The organism is Fulvitalea axinellae, assembly GCF_036492835.1.
Taxonomy (GTDB): Bacteria; Bacteroidota; Bacteroidia; order Cytophagales; family Cyclobacteriaceae; genus Fulvitalea; species Fulvitalea axinellae.
Map to the genome: position 1 here is coordinate 1,917,107 of NZ_AP025314.1, position 21,608 is coordinate 1,938,714.

Sequence of the window (21,608 nt, forward strand, 5' to 3'; positions counted from 1 at the left end):
TTTTTTTTGGCCTATACTTTCGGCGTTTGTGTCGGTCATTACGGTTACTTAATTTTGAAGAATGTTTAAACTGAAGATAATTCTAATAACGTTTCTGACTTGTTGCTCTTTGTTTGTCAATGGCCAGGTTCTGAATATGGAAAAGGAGCGGATTGACGGTGATAGTACGGGTATATGGCTTGGTAATGCCTCTGGAGCCTTTACCTTTGCGGATAGACAGGTGACTACGCTGAACCTGTTCCTTTCTGCTCATTTGGCGTATATCGGAGAAAGGCATAATTATATTTTGATTGGAGATTTCGATTTTCTTCGTGGCGACGGGGATGATCTGGCCAGTAATGGTTATGGACACGTGAGGGCTAATTTCTTCAAAGAGAAAAGAGTGTCCCTCGAACTGTTTGGACAAGCGCAATATGATGGAGTGAAAGGTATGGACGCTCGGTATTTGTCGGGAAGTAATGCGCGGTTGCGTTTGTGGGAAAGTTCGGAGGTTTCTTTATTTGTGGCTTCAGGTTTTATGTATGAAGTGGAGGCGTGGAAATGGGATATGGACGGTAATTCCGAAAACGGGGACGAGTTCAAGGAAAGGACGTATTGGTGGAAAAACAATACCTACATTAGTTTCCGGTGGGATATGGGCAAAGGTCTTTTTACGAATTTAGTTGCTTATTATCAAGCCCCATTCGAGCGCTTGGGAAATCCGAGGCTTAGTGGCGAGGGTAATTTGAATCTGAAAATAACCTCAAAACTGGCGTTTACCGCCCAAATAACCGTTTGGTATGACGAATCGCCGGTGGTACCAATAGATAAAACCAACTATACCTTTACCAATGGAGTGACTTATAATTTCTGATCACTGTTCGGGATAGGGAATGGCTCTCCGTATTTTTTGTCGATACCCCTGTTCAGTGCGTAAATATATCGGAAGATTTCCTCCGCCACATAAAGCCAAAATGTAAAAGGCTCCTGTTGATTGATGTTTCGGAGCTCAAGAATAGGGGCTTTTTGGCCTTCCACTAAATCGGTCGTTTTCCCGAGAGCGCCCATAGAATGCAGTTTGTATGCCCGCAATCGGTTCGGGAAATTTTGGGCGGTCAGATAATCCGTTCCAGAAGCGATTCCGTCAAGCCACTTTCCCCTGCTGAGGCTTTTCATAATCTGTCTATGTGGCCTGGTTTTGTTGTGGTAAACACCACCTTCGAAAAAGGGGGCGTCGTAAGGAAATTCGGAGGCGAAAGGAGTCTGCTCAAATAAATGATGGTCGGCAATAGCCTTGCGCTCATGTTCCGGCAAAAGTGAAAACATTGTAGCGAAATCCGTTCGGGCTAATAAGGGCGTAAAGCTTTTCGGGTATTTCGGAGCACCGAATTTGCCGAGCCGCAGGTAAAAATCCACAAGAGAGAGAAAGCCCCTTGCGCTTTCTCCTAAATGATGCTCTCGGGCGAAACCTTTGTTGGTGTCGATAGATCGTCTCAGCGTACTGGCCCATTGGACATCTCTTGGTTTTCCGGTTCTGCCGTCATTCAGTCTCATCATTTTGAATCGGCCAAATTCTCTGCGTTCCCGTAAGCCGTCCGGCTCCGATTCGCTTGCGGTAGAAAGGTCTTCCAAAAGTTCGGGTAACCTTTCCGGACGTATTCCGGCAGTCGCTTGGACAAAGCCTTTAGGGATCCCCGAGGGTAATTCAATGATGGTTTCAGCGTGATGCCTTGGAATGTTTCCGAAAAGTTCGAGTTTTTTGAGCGGAATATATGGGTCGTAAGGATTTTTAGCTTTTTCGGCTTCTCCAACCAATTCCATCAGTTTTCCGATGACAGTTTTCATCCTTTGAAAACCTTCATAACTATCTTCGAAAGGTTCGGTCGCAAACTCTAGATACGGGATGTTGAAGTCGAGGGAATCGGCTTGGGCATAGAAGCCGTCACCCTCAAAAATTCTCTCTTTTTCACGGATAGCCGGCACGGAAAATTCGTTAACGTCCAAAAAGCTGGGATCTTCACTTTCGTAGGCCTGCTCAATATTTCGGTACAACAAGGCTCCTTCAACCTCAATCTCAAATCCAACGGACCTTTGTATGGGCAGAACGGATGGGGGCGTTGCGGATTTACCAGAGTTTGAAGTGTTGGTCCGTAATTGTTTACGTTGCGGGCCAGTGGCTTTTTGTAGCGATATCGGCATGGACAGTAGCCGTGCTTAGTTATGGTTGACGGAAGTTGAATCCGGTTTAACGGTAGCATCAATCGCTCCGGGATGTCGAAATTTTATGGGAAAGAGGTGATCGTGAAGTCTTCCAGTAAAAAACAGAAGGTTAGTCTCGGCGCGGGGCTGGCGCCAAGTGTGAGAATAAACACGCCTTTGTTAATTTCTTAAGCGCTTTTGTTTTTGAGAAAGATCAGTTTTTTTGTTGTCAATCTTTCTTTTTTATGAATTTTCTTACGCCAAGTCCTATCCCCGCTCCAATCAAAAGAGTGACACCGCCATCTATAGGGACGTTTTGTGCTTGATGGTTTGGGTCGGGGGGAGCGGGGCCATTGCCTTCCGCAAGTTGACTGTCTTCATCGCCCTCAGGGCCCTGTGCGTGTATTGGGGTGTATAAAAACAGGGAAATTGACAATATAAAAGGGATAAGAAGTGTTTTTTTCCAATTACAGCTCATGATCATGTGGTATTTGATTCTTATAAACCAAAGATAAATGGATTGAATTTTTTATTGTCAAATGTTTTTATGCCATTTATTACATGGGAATTGTTTGGTCTAGCTCTCGGAGTAGACGCCAGCGTCCATCTGGTTGTGTTTTTTGACTAAATTTGTGTGTCTGCCCTTGTCTCATAGAATAATATTTCGAGCCTGTTAAATAGATAGGATCATGAATAATTATTTCCGTTTCCTCTTTTCTACTGTTGTCGTTTTCATGTCTCGTGCCTGTGCCGGAGTCCTTTTGCTTGTGATTGTTTTGCCTGCTGTGTCTATTGCGCAGGGCGCTGGAGAAACACTTTATTGGAATGGACCTGCAAGTGCGGGAGCCACATGGGACGATCAATCAAAATGGGTTTATTTGGATGGATCAGCGGCAGGTAGAATTCCCAATGAAAATGATGTCGTAGTTTTTAGGAATGATCACCAGAAAAATATCAGGATAAGTGGCGATTATGCTTGTAAGAAGATCATTGTTCAGATGAAGAACGCCTCCCAAAGTTATAGGGTGAGATTGCAAGTCAGGAACCGTGATTGGTTGGGTGATCCGGGCGGGCATATTGTTTTTGAGGTTAAGGAAGGGATAGAAATCGAGAATCTGCCCGCAAGTGGGTTTGATTCCAATGTGGTTGTGGTAGTTCTTAATGAATCGACTTTCAAAACGACTGATTTCACCCAAGATGGGCAAGTGATTTTGGAAGAATTGCGTTTATGGGACCATGTGTCCGTTGTGGAATTACACCCAGAAGAGAACACAATTCTTCCGAAACCCCGTAACAGGTCGTCGGATACTAGCAATAGCTTTAACGGTGATTATGACAACCTGAGAATTTTCCCGGTTAGTCCTGTTACTGTCGCTTTGGATGGAGATATAAGAATACGTAAAGAGTTGAAGACTAACTCAAACGTTAACTTCACTTTGTCTCCGAATAAAATGAAGCTTAGTCAGAATTGGGTCTCTGGTGGCGCTGAAGTGACTAGCGGAACTGTCGAGTTATCGGAAGGGGAAGTCCAAGAACTTCAGAATGTTGCGGGGCTACATGATCTCACGCTGACAAAAATAGGAGAGAGTGTGAATTTTACGTCTGAAACGCCGGTTAATGGGACTTTGACAACCTCAGGGAGTCAGAGCATAACGGGCGTTTTGGATTTAAAAGGAAATTGGACCGGAGGAAATGTTACAATCAGTGGCGGAGAGGTAAAACTCTCGGGAGCGAGTAATCAGTCGATACAAAATGTAACCTCTGTTCCGAAGCTAAGTCTTGAGAAAACAGGCGGAAGTTTGTCGTTTTCGAATGTTACGGTTGCCGATGAGCTATCCGGAACAGGCGCGTTTGATTGGACTGGTACTTTAGGGTTAGAAGGGGTATGGTCAGGCCCGACGTCAATAGGGAGTGGAACGCTAAAGTTGTCAGGCAGTTCCAACCAAAACCTGACAGGATTGAGCACTGTTCCGAGTCTCGAATTGGCAAAAACGGGAGGAACCCTTAGTCTGGCTACGCTTAATGTAAACACAAGCCTGTCGACTAGCGGTACGGCTGGTTGGTCGGGGACATTAAAGTTACTTGGAAACTGGATTGGTGGATCTACCACAGTCAGCTCCAGTGACATAGTTTTCGCCGGTACATCCGATCAGACTACACAGTCGGCCTTGACGCTTAATGGAGTGACGGTGGAAAAAACGGCGGGGAAAATCTCTATTGGAGCGGATGTTACGGTATTGGGAACGCTCACGACAGATTCCAATTCAAACTTTGATCTGGGTTCAAACGCATTGGAGTTAAGGTCAAATTGGCAGGGCAATAGCGGAACTATAGAGTCGGATGGAGAAAGCGGGTCAGTGAATTTTACTCAAGGAGTGGCGCAGGTTATTAGCGGAAAGCATGTGATCCCGTACGTAACGTTGAATAAGTCAGACACGATTAATACGCTCACTTTGTCTGATAATTTTATAGTGACAAAAATGCTAAAGCTAGAGAAGGGGAAGATTGTCACCAATGATAAGCTTAGGCTCTATGCGGATGAAAACGGTTATGCGATAATCCCCGCAATTACGGCACCCGCAGACGTAAGTCTTGACGGCGACATAAAAGTCGACCGGTATATTGGACAGCCGGGAGACAGTCGTAGCGCTGGTTGGATGCGGTTTGGCGCAACTGTCTCTAACATGAGTTTTATGGACTGGGCCAATTCTTTCGGGATATATATGAATCCTGGCTCTGGCGTCAGTAGCGTGAAGACTTTTGATGAGGAGAAATACGGCGACTATAGGGAAGGGGACAATACGTCGGTTTACTGGATTCCCCAAACGAACATTAACGGAGAGATTCTTTCCGGTATCGGATACGCTGTTTATATGTACAGTTCCGCCATTGAAAATGGAACAATTTCCTTTACGGAAAAAGGAACCTTGCCTAAAGGTGACATTTCGATTTCTACACAGTACTCGGCATCACCTTATACGTATGGGTACAATTTGATGTCGAATCCATATCCGTGTCCGATTTCCTGGAATGAACTGCTGAATCTTCAGGATAACAATGGGGAGCTTTGGGATAATAAAGCCTATGTTTGGGACTCCCAAAATTCACGCTACCGTTTCTTGGTGACAAATAATGGTTCGGGGACCAATTCACTTAAAATAACAAACTACACTAATTCGGGAAGGCTAATTGATACGGACCTGAATATAGCTCCCGGCCAAGCTTTTTTCATATTTAATAACAGTGGTGGTTCGGGCACTCAGCACGACTTTGTGTTTAAGGAAAGCGCAAAAGTCAAGGTTCATGATCGGCCGTTGTACAGAAAAGCAGTCGATGCGCCTAAACCCGACGGCAATTTCGAAGGGATTGCAATGACATTGGAAAAAGGAGAACAATTCTCGCCCATTGCGCTCGATTTTTCTGACGAAAGTAAATCGGATTTTGGGCTGAATGAGGACATTTTCCAGCTTGGTGGGCAGGATGTCTATCTGGCGGCGAGAGTCAAAAGCACAGGTAGGGATGGTAATTTGGATAAGAAAGTCAACGCCAGATTTTCAAGCCAACCATTTCCTGAAGCCGACACCCTGATCAATTTGAGTTTTTCGGCCAAAAAGAGCGGGAAGCATAAGTTGCTGTTCAACGAAGCCCGGAAGTTCAAGAACAGCCGGAAGATCTTTCTGGAAGATAAATACGCCGAAAAGACCATAAACCTGTTGAAAACGGATTCTTATGAATTTGAGGTGGAAGAAGATCATCCAGAGTCCAAAGCCACCGATCGTTTTTCTGTCAGGCTTGGGAATAAATCTGTAATGAACAAGGTCTTGGTGCGGGGCGCAAAAGGACTCTTCGGAGGCCAAGGGCGTTTGGTTAATGTCCCGGTTTTGGTGCGTGACTTCAAGAAGATGACTGACTTCGAACTTGGTCTTTCTTGGGATATATCGACTCTGGAGTTTAAGAAAATATCAAAGAAAATTTCAGGAAACTTCACGCTTGACGAGTCAAAGGTTCAAGAAGGAAATCTTGAATTTGAATGGTCTTCAAAAAAAGAAAAAGGGATGACGCTTAAGGAAAATGACACGTTAATGGTGATCGATTTCCGAATAGCTAAAAACTCCTCTGGTATCACTGATATACATGTCACGAAGGCGAAAGGTCATGGTTTGGCGTTGGTGAGCGATGAGAAATCGGAGGCGCCTGTTAGTTTCGAAAATCTGGGTTTGATTCTCAAGCCGATCGTATTGGTGAAAGGCAAAGTCTCTGTGGTCGGGGGGTATTCTCCCGAAACGATTGATTGGAAATGGTCGATTTCGGGTGTGGGCGAAGGAGTGGTTTCCGGATCGGGTGATTTCGAGTTGGAACCGTTGGAAGGCGAGGTTGTCCGAGTCGAAGGTGAAGTTAAGGAAACGTCGGTTCGTCCGTCGGTGTTGGATCTTATTTTGGCTAGAAGGCACGTTCTGGGCGTAAAGTATCTGAGTGAGCCTATTGACAGGTTTGCGGCCGATATGGACGGGAATGACATTGTTTCGACTAAGGACATCGCTCAAATCCGCAAAGACATCTTGGGAGTTGAAGATCCGGAGGATAACAGATGGATGATTTTCCCAGAAAGCGAAATTTCCAAGATTGAGGATGGCCATTTTTCCAGAGTCGAAGAAAATTTCGAAATGACGATGGGGAACATTCCTGTTGATCTTGGTTTCGTCGCTTTGCGGAAAGGTGTTATACCAAATGGAAAATCACCGAGAATGAGTTCTGGCGATGTGAGCCTAGAAATCGCAGAGACTTTAATAGATGAAGATGGCAAACTGAAAGTCAAGTTGTCATTTGGTTCCGAAGCGCAACTGACTGGCGCCCAGATGGCCTTTTCGTGGAAAGATGCGAATTTGGAGAAAGTGGAAAACGATAGGGGAGGAAGCCTGAATTTCGAAAAATTCGAGAGTAATCGCTTAGGCATTGTTTGGACCGAGAAGGAAGTCGGGTATAATTATGGGAAAGCTTTTGTGACTCTGACATTCGATGGAGCGCAGAACCAGGAGGAATTGGATTTGTCGATTGAAAGTGGGGCAATGCCTTCCTTGGTTACGGATTCGAATTTGTCGGTTCTGTCACTGAACACAGACCTGTTGAGCGTTTCTGATCCGCTTCCGGAAAAAGGAGTCGCTGTTGGTCCAAGTCCGTTTGAGGAACAATTGAAAATCCGGATTTGGGGACATAAAGGGCAAACCGCTAAAATCTCGCTTTATGACCGTAGTGGAAAGATGGTGGCTAGAAGAGAAGTAGTGTTGGATAGCGAGAGCCACACGGCCATTTTGAATGCGGAAACTGTAGCCAAATGGCCTTTGAGCGTCGGAGTTTATATTTACCGTATAAAAATCGGAGGCTCAGAATATAACGGAAAAGTTATGGCGAAATAATCAGCGGCATCGCTGAAAAGAAAAACACCCCGAAAAGGCCTGTCTTGGCCGAATTCGGGGTGTTTTATTTTTTGGAGAAGAATCAACGTTAGTTCTTCGTGATAGACTCTAAAGCCGTTTCGCTTAAAGCGTCTTCTACTTTTTGCAAAACGAATTCGAAATCCTCTGGACGGTTTTCGTAATCAAGGTCGTTTACGTCAATGATTAACAGCTTTCCTTCCTTATATTCCGAAATCCATTTCTCATAATGCTCGTTCAGGTCTTGCAGGTAGCCTGTGGGAATATCGCTTTCGTAATCCCTATTGCGTATTCCTACCTGACGAACCAATTTCGGAATATCCGATTTAAGATAAATCAGCAACTCCGGCGGGCGGATCATTTCCTTCATCAGGCCGTACAGCGTATTGTACGTATCGAAATCCGTATCTGAAAGCAACCCGCTGTCGTACAGATTTTGGGTGAAAATGTGCGCACCCTCGTAAATCGTTCTGTCCTGGACCGCCACTTTTTCGCTTTCCTTTATCCGCATCAGTTGGTTGAAGCGGCTCTTGAGGAAAAATATTTCCAAATGGAAGGCCCATTTTTCCATATCAGCGTAAAAGTCCGGCAAATACGGGTTGTCATCCACATTCTCAAACTCCGGAACCCAACCGTAATGTTTGGCGAGCATGGAGGTAAGGGTGGTTTTCCCCGATCCGATATTACCCGCTACCGCAATGTGTGCTCTATAGTTTTTCAACATATGCGAGGCTATTTCAATGGGCTGAACAGACCGTTTAGCTCCAGCTCTACTTTATCCACAACACTGGCGAAGTCGGCGGGATTCGCCTCATAGTCCATGTCGTTGACGTCGATAACGAGCAAGCGTCCCAAATCATAGTTGTCGATCCACTCGTTGTAATGTTCGTTCAGACTCTGGAGGTAATCGATACGGATCGAGTTTTCAAATCCCCTGCCACGTTTCGATATCTGCTGTACAAGCTTCGGTACGTCGGCCTTAAGGTAGATCAAAAGGTCTGGCGGTTGGATGAACTTGCTCATTCCTTTGAAAAGGTCCAGATAGCTTTCGTAATCGCGGGCCGACATGTGTCCGCCGTCGTGGAGGTTCTTGGCGAAGATGAAGGCGTCTTCGTAGATCGTACGGTCTTGGATTACGTTGTGGTTGTTCTCTCTTATGTTGAGAATTTGCAAATACCGGCTGTTCAGGAAATAAACCTGAAGGTGGAACGACCAGCGGTTCATATCCTCATAAAAATCTTTAAGGTACGGGTTGTTGTCAACATCCTCGAACTTTGGCGTCCAGTCGTATTGTTCGGCCAGCTTCTTTGTCAAGGTGGTTTTTCCAGACCCGATATTTCCAGCTACGGCAATATGCATCTTGTAAAATATTTATGAATGTTATCTCTGTTTTAAGCCCGGAATCGCCCTGAAAAAGCGGAGATTTCCCTTTATTAGTGCGAATCCGGAGAAATGGACGCACAAAATTATGTTTCTGGCTCTGCTGTTCAAGCCCAAACGCGTTTTTGTTGGAAACTTTATGCGTTTTTAGGCCAAAATTATCACAGATCCTCCTCGAACAGGAAATTCTGGTAGGCGTTGCTTAATTCTTTATGTGCGTGTTTGTCGCCGGCTTTCAGCGCTTTTTCCAAACCGGTTTCGTAAATCTCTTTCGCTTTGTCCACAAACCCAAGCTCAGAGTACAAAGCGGCCGCGTGATAGTATGTCGCTACATAGTCGGGATGATTTTTCAATAGGGAATCGAAGTGCTCTTTAGCAATGTTCTTGTCTATGTTGTTATATTCGGTAGCGAGTGCGTAAATAAGAAATGGGTCGTTAGGGTCTTCCTTAAGGAATTTTTTTAGTTGAAGTATTCTTTCCGAAGCCATAGAGCTATGTTTTTTTTATTTTTTCAAAGATTTTTTATATCATTAATGTGATATATAATCAGCAATTAAACTCGGCAAAGTTATGAAAATATTGGTTTGCATTACTCATGTGCCGGACACGACTTCGAAGATATCGTTCACCCCAGACGGTAAGAAGTTCGATGCTACCGGTGTACAGTATATTATAGGTCCATATGATGATTATGCGCTTTCCAAGGCTGTGGATTTGAAAACCCAAGCCGGCGAGGGGGAAATCACGGTGCTTAACGTAGGTACCGGGACCTCTGACGCCTCATTGAGAAAGGCGCTGGCCATAGGTGCGGACAAAGCCGTCAGGATTGACGCCGAACCGGCAGATTCGTTTTTTGTCGCTCGGCAGATCGCCGATTACGCCCAAGGCAAGGATTTCGATTTGGTAATGATGGGGCGTGAATCCATCGACTTCAACGGGGGCGTGGTGCATGGTATGGTAGGCGAGATGTTGAGCGTTCCGTCCATCGCTCCGGTGATGCTTCTGGAAATCGAGGGAGGAAAAGCGAAAATAGAAAGGGAAATCGACGCGGGTACTGAAAACCTGGAAGCGGAATTACCTTTAGTCTTGGGATGCCAAGAGCCGATTGCCGAGTGGAAGATTCCGAATATGAGGGGAATTATGTCCGCCAAGAGAAAGCCATTTGAAGTGATACCGGCTGGAAACGGAGCCGAGAAAACGGAGGCGGAAAAATACGTGTTGCCGGAGAAAAAAGATGCGGTGAGAATGGTCGACGCGGAGAATATGGAAGAGTTGGTTGATTTGTTGCGGAATGAAGCCAAAGTCCTTTAAGCCTAGGGACGCTTTGATATAATGATGTAATACCCAAAATGAAAGAAGTATGTCGGTAATAGTATTTTTGGAAAATGAGGACGGAGCGTTAAAGAAATCGGGCTTGGAGGCTATGGCCTACGGAGTGGAGCTGGGAAAACGGATGGGAGTGCCTGTGTCGGGTGTGGCGTTTGGGAAGTTCAACGGAGGGGAACTTGAAAAAGCTGGGGCTGCCGGGGCGGAAAAGGTAAAGCATGTGGAAGGCGATTCTTTCGGGGTTTTTGAGGCTGGGGTTTTCGCTTCCGTACTGTCGGAAGTAATGGATGAATCCAGCGCTACGGTGGCGATATTGGCCCAATCGTCTTCGTCCAACGTCTTGGCCGGTCGGTTGGCTGTGAAGCAGAACGCTTCTTTGGTGACAAACGTAACGGGTTTGCCCGAGGATGACTCATGCCGAGTTTTTAAGAAAGGAGTTTTCACGGGAAAAGCGTTCTGTTCCGTCGAGTTAAAATCGGAAAAAAAGATCGTTACGCTCAGAAAAGGAGCTATGCCTTTCGAAGAAGGAACGGGGCTTTCGGAGGTGGAAGAAGTAAATGTTGAAGTTCCGGCCGCAAATAAGATTAAGTTGCTTAATACTGAAAAGGCAGAAGGCGACGTTCTATTGACCGAAGCCGAGATAGTGGTTTCGGGCGGAAGAGGCCTGAAAGGTGGCGAAAATTGGGGGATTGTAGAGGATTTGGCGAAAGCTTTGCATGCCGCTACTGCGTGTAGTAAGCCCGTTTCGGATATGAATTGGAGGCCTCACCATGAGCACGTAGGACAAACTGGTGTGAAAGTCAGTCCAAATTTATATATTGCGGTGGGGATTTCCGGGGCTATACAGCATTTAGCCGGGATTAGTTCCTCGAAAACAATAGTGGTAATAAACAAAGATCCCGAAGCACCTTTCTTCAAAGTGGCCGATTACGGAGTGGTCGGCGATGCGTTCGAGGTGTTGCCTCGGTTGACTAAAGCCGTACAGGCGTTGGAAAGTTAAAAGTAAATTCAGTGGAGAAAATTAAACTGGATATACTGGGACTATCGTCGTCTCAGTCTCAATCAGGTTCGTTTGCGTTGGTGCTGGGTGAATCTGGCGGAACCCGAAGGTTGCCCATTATCATCGGAATGTTTGAGGCGCAAGCCATAGCCATCGAGATTGAGAAAATCTTGCCTAATCGGCCGATGACTCACGACTTGTTCAAGTCATTCGGTAAGGAGTTCGGCTTCAGTGTTGAGGAAGTCCTGATTTCGGATCTGAAAGAAGGGGTGTTTTTCGCCAAGATCTTGTGCCGTAAAGACGGTGAGCTTGTATCGATCGACGCCAGACCTTCGGATGCTATCGCTATCGGGTTGCGCTTCGAGGCGGAAATCAACACGCTTCCCTTTATTATGAAGGAGGCGGGTATCGAGCTGTCCGAAGAGGAGAAGGAGAAAGAGGATGGTGGCGCCGATAAAAAGGAAGAGGACGCTGAAATGTTTGCCAAGAAAAGCGAAGCGGAAGTTCCGGCCCAGGAACAGCCTGTAAAAAAGGAGAAACCGAAGGGCGGTGGCCCTTATAGTGGTTTCTCGATGGCGAAACTCCAGCAGAAACTCGACGAGGCAATCGCCCGAGAGGACTATGAGCTGGCGGCGAGAATTAGGGACGAGATGGATTCAAGAAAATAGACGATTTGCGTAAAAAAGCCGGAGCCCTGTGAGAGTGGGTTAGCCGGCTTTTTTACGTTATTTAGTATGTTATTCAAGAGAGGTTATGGAGTATTTGAGAGGATTGTTCGGAATCGTGGTTCTGTTGGGAGTCGCGTTGTTGTTTTCCGGCAACAGGAAGAGAGTTGACTGGAAACTAGTGGGGATTGGAGTGTTTATCCAATTGGTCTTTGGAGTGTTAATTACTCAAGTGCCAATTGTCGCGAAAGGTTTCAACGTTGTCAGTGAAGTGTTTGTGCGTTTTCTTGACTTCTCCATTGACGGGGCGAAATTCGTGTTTGGTGACTTGGCGCTTGTAAACAAATCTGGTTTTATTTTCGCTTTCCAGATTTTGCCAACCATTATTTTCTTTTCTACTGTTACCGCAGGTCTTTATTATCTGGGTGTTCTTCAAAAGATAGTTTACGGTATAGCTTGGGTGATGGCTAAAACCATGCGCCTTTCGGGAGCGGAATCATTGTCGGCGGCCGGTAACATTTTCTTGGGACAAACCGAAGCGCCTTTGTTGGTGAAGCCTTTCGTTGCCAAAATGACCAAATCAGAGCTTATGTGTCTGATGACCGGTGGTATGGCTACGTTGGCTGGCGGTGTTTTGGCCGCTTATGTTAGTGCTCTTGGCGGAGATGATCCTGTTGAAAAAACCAAGTTTGCGGCCTATTTGCTAAGCGCTTCGATTATGAACGCTCCGGCGGCTATTGTAATGTCTAAGATTTTGGTGCCGCAGACGGATGATGACGATGTGGACAAAAACCTTAATGTAGGAGGGGACCAGCTTGGCGTGAACCTTATCGATGCGTTGTCAAAAGGAGCGGGCGACGGTCTTCAGCTTGCGTTGAACGTAGGTGGTATGTTGCTTGCGTTTATTGCGGTTATCGCTGCTCTTAACGCTGGTTTCGGATGGATAGGTGGTATGACGGGAATGAACGAATGGGTTGCCGAATCTACCGGACACACGTTCGACAAACTGTCAATGGAATATATTCTCGGGCAAATTTTCAGGGTGTTCGCTTGGGTGATCGGAGTGGACTGGAGTGAGTCATTGTTGGTTGGTAGCCTTCTGGGGCAAAAGACCGCGATTAACGAGTTTGTGGCTTACCTGAACCTAGCCGAGTTGAAAGATGCCGGCGCATTAACACCTAAAGCCATAATCATTTCTACGTATGCTTTGTGCGGCTTTGCGAACTTTTCGTCAATAGCAATCCAGATTGGCGGCATAGGCGGAATTGCTCCAAGCAAACAGGGAACATTGTCCCAATTGGGCCTTCGCGCATTGTTAGGGGCGACTTTGGCTTGTATGATGACAGCGACAATTGCGGGAATGATACTGGTTTGATAAAAGCCGAAGCGGTCTTTGCTGTTGTATTTATTAAATAAATAGATGTAAAAAGTAAATTTGTTTTTATTTTTTAATCTGTTGCAATGTTCTTATTTTTATACCATGGATACGTTGCAATTACAATCGGATATTACAACAGAAAGGCTGGAAAAAGTGGCTTTTGTGTTGAAAACTATCGCACATCCGCTAAGGATCAATATCATTAGCCTGTTGGCCAAGCATGAGGCCCTCTGCGTTAATGATATTTGCGAACAGCTTGGGTCTGAGCAGTCTTTGACTTCTCATCACCTTTCGAATCTTAAGCATTCGGGGGTTTTGAAAAGTACTAGAAAAGGCAAGCAGATCTTTTACTACCTCAAAATGAAGGAAGTGCTCGGTGTTCTCGAGTGCATGAATTCTTGCGAGGTGCTCTGAGAAAACGGCCCTTGAGTCGCTTTCTTTGTCTTTTTCTTTTGGGATTTTGACGGTCTGGTTAGCGGACACGGATTAATCACAAAAGGATAAAACAAAAGACATCTAAAGGTGTATTTTTCCTAAACTGTAAAAAGATGGGAAAAATACGCCTTTGTTTATTTTGGGGGATACTGTTCTTTGTAGCGTGTAAAGGGACTGACGACGATGATTTGGGGATCGGCTCTCAAGGGCTGATTTCGGACATTTTGACTGAGAAGGATTTCGATGCGCTGTTGCCAGACTCCGTGTATGACGCTCGTTATAAAGTGAAAATCCGTTCCAGAAACCCTTTCTACACTTATTCCGCTTTTATAGAGGCGGCTTCCGCTTTTCCTTTGTTTTGTAACGAAGGAAACGTAAACGTTCGTAAACGAGAGTTGGCTGCGTTTTTAGCGAACACTTCGCACGAAACGACCGGTGGCTACCCCTCAGCCCCGATGGGACCGTATTATTACGGATATTATTGGATTAGGGAAGTGGGGTGCTACAATGAGAAAACCAAGATGCAGAATTGCCCGCAGTATGTTGACACTTCTGGTGTTTTGGGCAAAAAGTATCCGCCCGTTCCAGGCCAGCAATATTATGGGCGCGGGCCTATCCAGCTGAGCTATAACTATAATTATGGCTTGTGCGGTGAGGATTTGGGGCTGGGTAAATCGCTTTTGGAAAACGCTGACCAAGTGGCTAGGGACAGCGTTCTGTCAATCAAGACCGCCATTTGGTTTTGGATGACGGCGCAAGGGAATAAACCTTCGTGTCATGATGTTATGGTAGGGAAATGGATTCCTACTCCGCAAGATTCGGCCGCTGGGCGGTTGCCGGGGTTTGGCTTGACAATCAATATCATCAACGGCGGAGTGGAGTGCGGATATAAAAACAGTATGGAAGCCGAAGACAGGGTAGGCTATTATAGTCGATACCTAAATTATTACGAATTAGACAAAGAGCTGGACTGTGATTGTGAGAACATGCAACCGTTTTGATCGCATATTTCGATAATTTTATATATTGTAACACCTGTCATCTTTGGCGGGTGTTACTTTGTTTTGAGCTATGAGAGACTTTTTGAAAGCCGTTTACGCCTACAAAAGAGCGTACATTTTCTTGAAGGGAAATCGATTGGGTAGTTGGCTTGTTTGGCCCGCGCTGGCAAACCTGATTCTGTTTGTGGGCTTGGGAGTGGGCGCTTGGTTCACCTCGGGTACTATTGTTGACTATTTTCTCTCTTTGTGGGATGTGGATCTTAGCGAGGTGTGGTCCGGTTACGTTCACCTTTTTCTTGTGTTTTTCGCAAGGATAACGACAGCCTTTATTTATCTTAAACTGTATAGGTACATTATGCTGATTCTTTTCGCTCCAATATTAGCGATACAAGCGGAGAAGTTTCAGCGAGTGATTTACGGAGGAAGCGAAAAGTTTGTTTTTTCATCTTTTATAAAAGAAGCGAAAAGGGGAGTTGTGGTTTCTGTTCGAAATCTGTTTATGGAGCTCGCTTGGACTTTGGGGCTTCTTGTGCTTTCCTTTGCCGTTCCGATTCTGTCACCGGTTTTTGCCGTTATGATTTTCGTGACCGAGAGCTATTATTTCGGTTTTTCCATGCTTGATTACAGTTGGATTTTGGCACGAATGAGCCCTAAACAAAGTTATAGTTATATTAAAAGCAGAAGAGGGTTGGCTGTAGGCAATGGGATGATTTTCAATTTATTATTGTTGGTCCCTTTGTTCGGGGCGTTGTTTGGTCCGGCATTAGCTTTGGCGGCCGCATTGTTGAGTCTGGATGATAACGCCAAAGCAAAATCGCATACGGAAGTTTACGAAAGAGAAACTATTTATTGATCAATTTAAGGAATTTCAGATTCCCGGAATTGAAGACTTTGTAATACCCTTTGCCAAACATAATGTCATCTTCGGTTAAGCCGGTTTCGAGCTCTTTCTTGATCAGTTGATGGACTTTGTTTGGATAAACCCGTTGGCCGGATTCCATATCTACCCAAAAGTGTTGAGCCGGTGTGGTCTCCACTAGTTCAAAGCCCACCCGTTTGTATGCGTTTCCGTCCGACCAATCCAGATCGGCATAACTCATGATGTCGTCAGGTTGGTGCTCTTGGATGAAATGTTTGAGCAACTTATCCATTCCGCCGATTACGGTTTTGCCCAAGGCGTTACAATGCCTCATCAGTTCGAAAGAGTGGAACTTTTTGCCGTCCCGTTCGATAAATCGCCCTTTACTGAAAGCCATTACAGCGACTAGTCTTCCCCTGTGATAAAGTCCGTATTTGTGTTTGGCCTTTAGCGGAATCTGTAAATGGTTTTCTGTCAGGAAGTCTTTGAGCTGTTCGGCGCTGATGGGTTCGGCGTGTGTTTGTCGGCCGTAGATTCTTTGGGTTTGGCCAAGTAGTGATAGTATTCGGGACTTGATGATCTTTTTCCTGAAAACCCATTCGTCTTCCCAAATTCTGACCAATCGTATTCCATTGCGGATGCTTTCCAACGATTCGGCCTGAAGTTGCTGGCCACTTATAGAAATGCCGTCCCGGACATGGTGAAACTTTAAAGTTAAGTTTAGCTCAGGGAAGTTTATGCCTTCTTTAGTGTCCTGAATATGCTTCGCATGGGAATGCGAGCGGATGAATTCGATGAGTTCTTGGTCCAAGATTCTGTTTTTCGGCAAAAATAGGCTAAAACTTTATCTTAGAATAGCGACAAATGTATTTCAGAGTGTAAATAGAGGTTGTTTTGACTTTTAGGTTCCTCATATTAAGGAGGGTTTGGCCTGAGTTTTTTAGCGAAAACCCGTAAATTTGATCAAGTCATTAAAAATACTGACAAAACAATGTCCGATTTTTTCGAAATCGATATTCGGAATCTTTTAGGGAATTGGGATTTGGAAGGAAAAAGACGGAGGGAGTCTTCAAAGGAAGATTTTTTTATTCACAAAAATGTATTTAGCGACATGAGGAATCGGTTATTGGCCCTTGGGCTTGCAGTTGGGATGTTGGGGGGCATTCACTGCACGGCGCTTGCGCAAAAGAAAAGCTCGATCTACCATAAGGGGTGGATTGATCTTAACAAGAATGGTAAGAAGGACGTCTACGAGGATGTTTCGAAACCTATTGAGGAACGCGTGGAGGATCTGCTCTCTCAGATGAGTGTGGAGGAGAAAACCTGCCAAATGGTTACGCTTTACGGCTATGGTCGTGTAGCCAAAGATGAAATCCCTACACCCGAATGGAAAAACGAACTTTGGAAAGACGGTCTCGGTAACATTGACGAGCCTTCAAACGGCGTTTATACCGGCGCCCAGTATTCTTTCCCTTACGGAAAGCACGTTTGGGCACTGAACGAAATCCAGAAATTTTTTGTGGAACAGACCCGTCTGGGTATCCCGGTTGATTTTACCGACGAGGGCATCCGCGGTCTGAACCATTATAAAGCCACTTCTTTCCCTGCCCAAATCGGTGTGGGAGCCACTTGGAACAAGGACCTTGTTCACGAAATCGGAAAAGTTATCGGTAAGGAAGCTTACGCGTTGGGATACAGCAACGTTTACACTCCTGTTTTGGACGTAAACCGCGACCAGCGTTGGGGGCGTACCGTTGAGTGTTTCGGCGAGGATCCTTACTTGGTAGGCGAGTATGGCGTGAACATTACCAAAGGTGTGGCCAGCGAAGGCGTAGCCAACACACTGAAGCACTATGCTGTTTATTCCGCTCCTAAAGGCGGACGTGACGGCCACGTGCGTACCGATCCGCATATTACTTGGCGAGAGGTACACCAGGTTTACCTTTATCCGTTCAAAAAAGCCATTATGGAAGGCGGTGCTCTTGGCGTAATGAGTTCTTATAACGATTATGACGGAGTGCCGATTACGGGTAGCAAACTCTTTTTGGACGATATCCTTCGTAAGAAATATGGCTTCAAAGGATATGTAGTTACGGACAGTGATGCCTTGGCTTACTTGTATACCAAGCACCGTGTAGCCGACTCGTATAAAGAGGCTGTAAGACAGGCCGTAAACGCAGGCGTAAACGTAAGAACGACTTTCAACGATCCGAACAACTTCGTAAAACCTTTGCGTGAGTTGATTCAGGAAGGAAATATGTCGATGGATGTTGTGAACGACCGTGTTCGCGACGTACTCTACGTGAAATTCCGCGAAGGATTGTTCGACAAGCCTTTCCGCGAAGAGGAAAACGCCGACAAAGTTGTTCGTAGCAAAAAGCACCTCGATTTGTCGTTGCAGGCATCAAGAGAATCGATCGTATTGTTGAAGAACGAAGGAGTTCTTCCTTTGAATAAAAAATCTACGAAGAAAGTGTTGGTTTGCGGTCCTATGGCCAAAAACCAGAGCGCTTCCATCAGCCGTTACGGTGCTTTGGGTATCGATGTGGTGACTGGTCTTCGTGGTATTCAGGAATATTGCGACAAGAACCTGAAAGGCGTTGAGGTTGATTACGCTTTGGGTTCCGAACTTCACGACAAAGGCTGGCCTGACTCGGAAGTTTATGACCGCCCGATGGACAACAGGGAGAAAAACCTGATCGCCGAGGCGGAAGGTAAGGCCAAAGACAGCGATGCTGTAATCGTGTTCGTTGGCGAGGACGAAACTATGGTAGGAGAAAACCTTTCTCGTACTAGCTTGCAGTTGCCGGGCCGTCAGAAAGACTTGGTAAAAGCCATGGTGGAAACCGGTAAGCCGGTAGTCGTGGTTTTGCTGAGCGGTCGTCCGTTGGCTTTGAACTACTCGGCTCGTGATGCTGACGCTATCTTGGCGGGTTGGTTCCCTGGTGAGTTCGGTGGAAACGCTATCGCTGACGTAATCTTTGGTGATTATAACCCTGCCGGACGTTTGGCGATGACATTCCCGAGATCCGTAGGTCAGATTCCGATCAACTTCCCTAACAAGCCTTACTCACAGGCTGGTCAGGCGCACGAAGGACCGAACGGTACAGGAGATAGCCGAGTGGTAGAGCCACTTTACAACTTCGGTTACGGATTGTCTTACACTAACTTCCGCTACTCTAACCTCAAAATCGAAAACAACATCGATAAAGGCGGAAAGCTTAAGGTTAGTTGCGATATCACCAACATTGGTGAGCGTGCCGGCGACGAAGTGCCTCAGCTTTATATCAAAGACGATTTCAGCTCGATCATCACTTACGATTGGCAGCTTCGCGGATTCGACAGGGTTCATATCCAGCCTAAAGAGACCAAAACGGTTACGTTTGAGGTTTCTCCGCAGGATTTGAGCTTGATCAACCGCGATATGGAAGAGGTAACCGAAGCGGGAACTTTCAAAGTGAATATCGGACAGGCTTCTGACAATATCCGTTTGAAAGGCGAATTCAAAATCAACAAAGACATCAAATTCGGAAAGATATGATTAAGCGCAATTTTTTGACCCGCGTATTGGCGGTTCTCGCCGTAGCCGGATTTACGGCTTGTGGCGGAGCGGACAAGGCGGAAAACAAGACTGAGGAGGATGTGCTCCAATACGTCGACCCGTTTATCGGAACGGGCTTTCACGGCCATACTTTCCCCGGCGCCGTTGTGCCATTCGGTATGGTTCAGCTGAGTCCCGATACGCATATCATGGGCTGGGACGCGTCAAGCGGTTATCACTACGACGACAGCTTGATTTACGGCTTTAGTCACACGCACCTGAGCGGAACCGGAATCGGTGATATGGGCGATGTGCTCGTGTTGCCTTATACTGGCGAGATCAAGGAAAAGATGACTTCGGCTTTCGACAAAAAGACCGAAAGCGCTACACCGGGCTACTATCAAGTGACTTTGGGCGACTACGGCGTAAAAGCCGAATTGACCGCCACTACGCGTGCTGGTGTTCACCGTTATTCTTACCCGAAAGGGGAGAACAGAAGAGTGATGTTCGACGTGTCGCACGTACTGCAACCTAACTGGGGGCATAAGAACTCCAAGAACACTTTCGAGATCGTCGATGACCAAACTATCCGCGGTCTTCGTAAGAGTAAAGGTTGGGCTTCTGAGCACTACGTTTATTTCTATGCGAAATTCGAAGAGCCTTTTATCGTATTGAAGACTAAACTTGACGGTAAAGACTACGAAGAGGACAAAGGCGAAGGCGAAGCGGTAACGCTTTACCTGGACTTTGGTAAGAGCGACAAGCCGGTTGTGGCTAAAGTGGCGATTTCGCCGGTTAGCGAAGCTGGTGCCGAGCGTAACCTTACCGCTGAGGTAAAGGACTTTGACTTTGACCGTGTACGCAAAGAGGCTGTTCGTACTTGGGACAGCGCCTTGAGCAAAATGCGTATCAAGACTTCTGATACTGAGGCCAAGAAGAGCTTCTACACGGCCCTTTACCACAGTATGATGGCGCCGATGGTTTACGGTGACGTAGACGGCCAGTACCGTGGGATGGACCTTAAGGTTCACCAAACCGACAAGTTCACCAACTACACCGTATTCTCTTTGTGGGATACTTTCCGTGCGCTTCACCCGCTGATGACTATCATCGAGCCTGAGCGTTCGGCTGAGTGGACCGAAAGCCTTATGCTGAAGTATGAGGAGGGCGGTATGCTTCCTAAATGGCCGTTGGCCGGTAATTACACCGGAACGATGGTGGGTTATCCTGCGATCTCTGTTATCGCCGATAACATGGCCAAGGGCTTGGTAAAGCTTGATTCGAAAAAGGTATTGGAGGCATCGCTTACAAGCGCCGAGTATAATCCAGAAAAAATATCGCACCTTGCCGACCGTATGGTGGCGCGTGTTATGCCTAGGCACAATTACTTCATCAACAAAATCGGATACTCTCCGGCCGACTCGATCGGCGGTTCGGTATCTTACGGACTTGAGCACGCTTACTATGACTGGTGTGTGGCCCGTATCTGCGAAATCGTTGGCGACAAAGAAGGTCAGGCCCGCTTTGATAAGAGAGCCAAAGGTTACAAAAACTACTACGACCCGAGCGTAGGTTTTATGCGTGGTAAAAACGCTGACGGTTCTTGGAAAACGCCATTTAGCCCGAACTATTCGGATCACAGCAACGGCGATTACATCGAAGGTAACGCATGGCAGTGGTCATGGTTTGTGCCTCACGATGTGGAAGGATACATCGAGTTGATGGGCGGACCTGAGAAGTTCACGGCCAAACTCGACGAACTTTTCACGACTACAGCGAAAGTGGAGGGAGAGCATGCTTCTGGCGACATTACTGGCCTGATCGGTCAGTACGCTCACGGCAACGAGCCTAGCCACCACATCCCGTACATGTACAACTACGCCGGAAAGGCTTGGAAAGCGCAAGAGCGCGTTGACCAGATCTTGAAGGAGATGTACAAGCCTACGCCTGCCGGTATCCGCGGAAACGAGGACTGTGGCCAGATGTCGGCTTGGTATGTGCTTAGCTCGGCTGGCTTCTACCAAGTAAGCCCTGGCGATCCTACTTACGCTCTCGGTCGTCCGTTGTTTGACGAGGTAACCTTCCGCATAAAAGGCGGGGAGTTTAAGGTGACCGCCGAGAACAACTCTAGCGACAACAAATATGTGCAAAGTGTAACGTTGGACGGCAAGACGCTTGACAAGCCATTCTTCAAGCATTCGGATATTAAAGCCGGTAGCGAACTTCACTTTGTGATGGGACCTGCTCCTAAAAAATAATCCCAAGTCCGGCCTAAAGCCGGAATAGCAAGAGTGCGTTACGGATTCGGAACGATTTTATTGGTCGTTGCGGATTTGTGGCGCACTCTTTTTTTGTTGGGAGAGGTAAGGTTTTTTGGTTTTTCAAGGGTAATGCTCAAAGGGCCAAGTAAGGT

Annotated in this window: 17 protein-coding genes; 11 read left to right on the top strand and 6 right to left on the bottom strand. The window is 46.3% G+C overall.

Annotated features, from left to right (window positions below; genetic code table 11):
• Positions 1 to 61 precede the first annotated feature (61 nt).
• Positions 62 to 853 carry a DUF481 domain-containing protein gene (locus tag AABK39_RS07630; protein ID WP_338394328.1) on the top strand — a complete coding sequence of 264 codons (792 nt, stop codon included), beginning with the start codon at positions 62 to 64 and terminating at the stop codon, positions 851 to 853.
• Here the strand turns inward: AABK39_RS07630 and AABK39_RS07635 are convergent.
• Positions 841 to 2,178, bottom strand: a complete 1,338-nt coding sequence (locus tag AABK39_RS07635; RefSeq protein ID WP_338394329.1) for a hypothetical protein — start codon at positions 2,176 to 2,178, stop codon at positions 841 to 843. The two genes, AABK39_RS07630 and AABK39_RS07635, sit on opposite strands and share 13 nt — an antisense overlap.
• 229 nt (positions 2,179 to 2,407) lie before the next feature.
• On the bottom strand, positions 2,408 to 2,662 hold the full coding sequence (locus tag AABK39_RS27710) for a PID-CTERM protein-sorting domain-containing protein (protein WP_421825156.1): 255 nt from the start codon (positions 2,660 to 2,662) through the stop codon (positions 2,408 to 2,410).
• Positions 2,663 to 2,867: 205 nt separating this feature from the next.
• Between AABK39_RS27710 and AABK39_RS07640 the strand changes: the two genes are divergently transcribed.
• A complete protein-coding gene (locus tag AABK39_RS07640; protein WP_338394330.1) occupies positions 2,868 to 7,592 on the top strand; it encodes a hypothetical protein in 4,725 nt (1,574 codons plus the stop codon).
• Positions 7,593 to 7,680: 88 nt separating this feature from the next.
• On the opposite strand, the gene AABK39_RS07645 is transcribed toward AABK39_RS07640, so the two are convergent.
• The 3 genes from AABK39_RS07645 to AABK39_RS07655 form a co-directional block, all read right to left on the bottom strand.
• Positions 7,681 to 8,334, bottom strand: coding sequence for a deoxynucleoside kinase (locus AABK39_RS07645; RefSeq protein WP_338394331.1), 654 nt, complete (start codon positions 8,332 to 8,334; stop codon positions 7,681 to 7,683).
• An 8-nt stretch (positions 8,335 to 8,342) separates the two neighbouring features.
• A complete protein-coding gene (locus tag AABK39_RS07650; protein ID WP_338394332.1) occupies positions 8,343 to 8,969 on the bottom strand; it encodes a deoxynucleoside kinase in 627 nt (208 codons plus the stop codon).
• 182 nt (positions 8,970 to 9,151) lie between these two features.
• On the bottom strand, positions 9,152 to 9,478 hold the full coding sequence (locus tag AABK39_RS07655) for a tetratricopeptide repeat protein (RefSeq protein ID WP_338394333.1): 327 nt from the start codon (positions 9,476 to 9,478) through the stop codon (positions 9,152 to 9,154).
• Between the two features lie 82 nt (positions 9,479 to 9,560).
• Between AABK39_RS07655 and AABK39_RS07660 the strand changes: the two genes are divergently transcribed.
• The 7 genes from AABK39_RS07660 (at position 9,561) to AABK39_RS07690 (ending at position 15,648) form a co-directional block, all read left to right on the top strand.
• A complete protein-coding gene (locus AABK39_RS07660; RefSeq protein ID WP_338394334.1) occupies positions 9,561 to 10,301 on the top strand; it encodes an electron transfer flavoprotein subunit beta/FixA family protein in 741 nt (246 codons plus the stop codon).
• Between the two features lie 49 nt (positions 10,302 to 10,350).
• On the top strand, positions 10,351 to 11,316 hold the full coding sequence (locus AABK39_RS07665) for an electron transfer flavoprotein subunit alpha/FixB family protein (protein WP_338394335.1): 966 nt from the start codon (positions 10,351 to 10,353) through the stop codon (positions 11,314 to 11,316).
• Positions 11,317 to 11,327: 11 nt separating this feature from the next.
• Positions 11,328 to 11,984 (top strand): bifunctional nuclease family protein, encoded by a 657-nt coding sequence (locus AABK39_RS07670; RefSeq protein ID WP_338394336.1) that lies wholly within the window; start codon positions 11,328 to 11,330, stop codon positions 11,982 to 11,984.
• 85 nt (positions 11,985 to 12,069) lie between these two features.
• Complete coding sequence (locus tag AABK39_RS07675) at positions 12,070 to 13,356, top strand: NupC/NupG family nucleoside CNT transporter (RefSeq protein WP_338394337.1); 1,287 nt, start codon at positions 12,070 to 12,072, stop codon at positions 13,354 to 13,356.
• A gap of 105 nt (positions 13,357 to 13,461) precedes the next feature.
• A complete protein-coding gene (locus tag AABK39_RS07680) occupies positions 13,462 to 13,773 on the top strand; it encodes an ArsR/SmtB family transcription factor (protein WP_338394338.1) in 312 nt (103 codons plus the stop codon).
• A 134-nt stretch (positions 13,774 to 13,907) separates the two neighbouring features.
• Positions 13,908 to 14,795: a chitinase gene (locus AABK39_RS07685; protein WP_338394339.1), complete on the top strand. Its 888-nt coding sequence runs from the start codon at positions 13,908 to 13,910 to the stop codon at positions 14,793 to 14,795.
• A 70-nt stretch (positions 14,796 to 14,865) separates the two neighbouring features.
• On the top strand, positions 14,866 to 15,648 hold the full coding sequence (locus tag AABK39_RS07690) for an EI24 domain-containing protein (protein ID WP_338394340.1): 783 nt from the start codon (positions 14,866 to 14,868) through the stop codon (positions 15,646 to 15,648).
• Here the strand turns inward: AABK39_RS07690 and AABK39_RS07695 are convergent.
• On the bottom strand, positions 15,638 to 16,465 hold the full coding sequence (locus tag AABK39_RS07695) for a PDDEXK family nuclease (RefSeq protein WP_338394341.1): 828 nt from the start codon (positions 16,463 to 16,465) through the stop codon (positions 15,638 to 15,640). The two genes, AABK39_RS07690 and AABK39_RS07695, sit on opposite strands and share 11 nt — an antisense overlap.
• Positions 16,466 to 16,765: 300 nt before the next feature.
• Here AABK39_RS07695 and AABK39_RS07700 point away from each other — a divergent pair, with 300 nt between their 5' ends.
• Positions 16,766 to 19,195, top strand: a complete 2,430-nt coding sequence (locus tag AABK39_RS07700; protein ID WP_338394342.1) for a glycoside hydrolase family 3 N-terminal domain-containing protein — start codon at positions 16,766 to 16,768, stop codon at positions 19,193 to 19,195.
• Positions 19,192 to 21,453, top strand: a complete 2,262-nt coding sequence (locus AABK39_RS07705; RefSeq protein WP_338394343.1) for a GH92 family glycosyl hydrolase — start codon at positions 19,192 to 19,194, stop codon at positions 21,451 to 21,453. Before AABK39_RS07700 ends, AABK39_RS07705 begins: the two co-directional genes overlap by 4 nt.
• The last annotated feature ends 155 nt before the right edge of the window (positions 21,454 to 21,608 follow it).

Bases quoted from the DNA above. Each gene is read 5' to 3' on its own strand.
- AABK39_RS07630 (WP_338394328.1), top strand. From the start codon at position 62: ATGTTTAAACTGAAGATAATTCTAATAACGTTTCTGACTTGTTGCTCT.
- AABK39_RS07635 (WP_338394329.1), bottom strand. From the start codon at position 2,178: ATGCCGATATCGCTACAAAAAGCCACTGGCCCGCAACGTAAACAATTA.
- AABK39_RS27710 (WP_421825156.1), bottom strand. From the start codon at position 2,662: ATGATCATGAGCTGTAATTGGAAAAAAACACTTCTTATCCCTTTTATA.
- AABK39_RS07640 (WP_338394330.1), top strand. From the start codon at position 2,868: ATGAATAATTATTTCCGTTTCCTCTTTTCTACTGTTGTCGTTTTCATG.
- AABK39_RS07645 (WP_338394331.1), bottom strand. From the start codon at position 8,334: ATGTTGAAAAACTATAGAGCACACATTGCGGTAGCGGGTAATATCGGA.
- AABK39_RS07650 (WP_338394332.1), bottom strand. From the start codon at position 8,969: ATGCATATTGCCGTAGCTGGAAATATCGGGTCTGGAAAAACCACCTTG.
- AABK39_RS07655 (WP_338394333.1), bottom strand. From the start codon at position 9,478: ATGGCTTCGGAAAGAATACTTCAACTAAAAAAATTCCTTAAGGAAGAC.
- AABK39_RS07660 (WP_338394334.1), top strand. From the start codon at position 9,561: ATGAAAATATTGGTTTGCATTACTCATGTGCCGGACACGACTTCGAAG.
- AABK39_RS07665 (WP_338394335.1), top strand. From the start codon at position 10,351: ATGTCGGTAATAGTATTTTTGGAAAATGAGGACGGAGCGTTAAAGAAA.
- AABK39_RS07675 (WP_338394337.1), top strand. From the start codon at position 12,070: ATGGAGTATTTGAGAGGATTGTTCGGAATCGTGGTTCTGTTGGGAGTC.
- AABK39_RS07680 (WP_338394338.1), top strand. From the start codon at position 13,462: ATGGATACGTTGCAATTACAATCGGATATTACAACAGAAAGGCTGGAA.
- AABK39_RS07685 (WP_338394339.1), top strand. From the start codon at position 13,908: ATGGGAAAAATACGCCTTTGTTTATTTTGGGGGATACTGTTCTTTGTA.
- AABK39_RS07690 (WP_338394340.1), top strand. From the start codon at position 14,866: ATGAGAGACTTTTTGAAAGCCGTTTACGCCTACAAAAGAGCGTACATT.
- AABK39_RS07700 (WP_338394342.1), top strand. From the start codon at position 16,766: ATGAGGAATCGGTTATTGGCCCTTGGGCTTGCAGTTGGGATGTTGGGG.
- AABK39_RS07705 (WP_338394343.1), top strand. From the start codon at position 19,192: ATGATTAAGCGCAATTTTTTGACCCGCGTATTGGCGGTTCTCGCCGTA.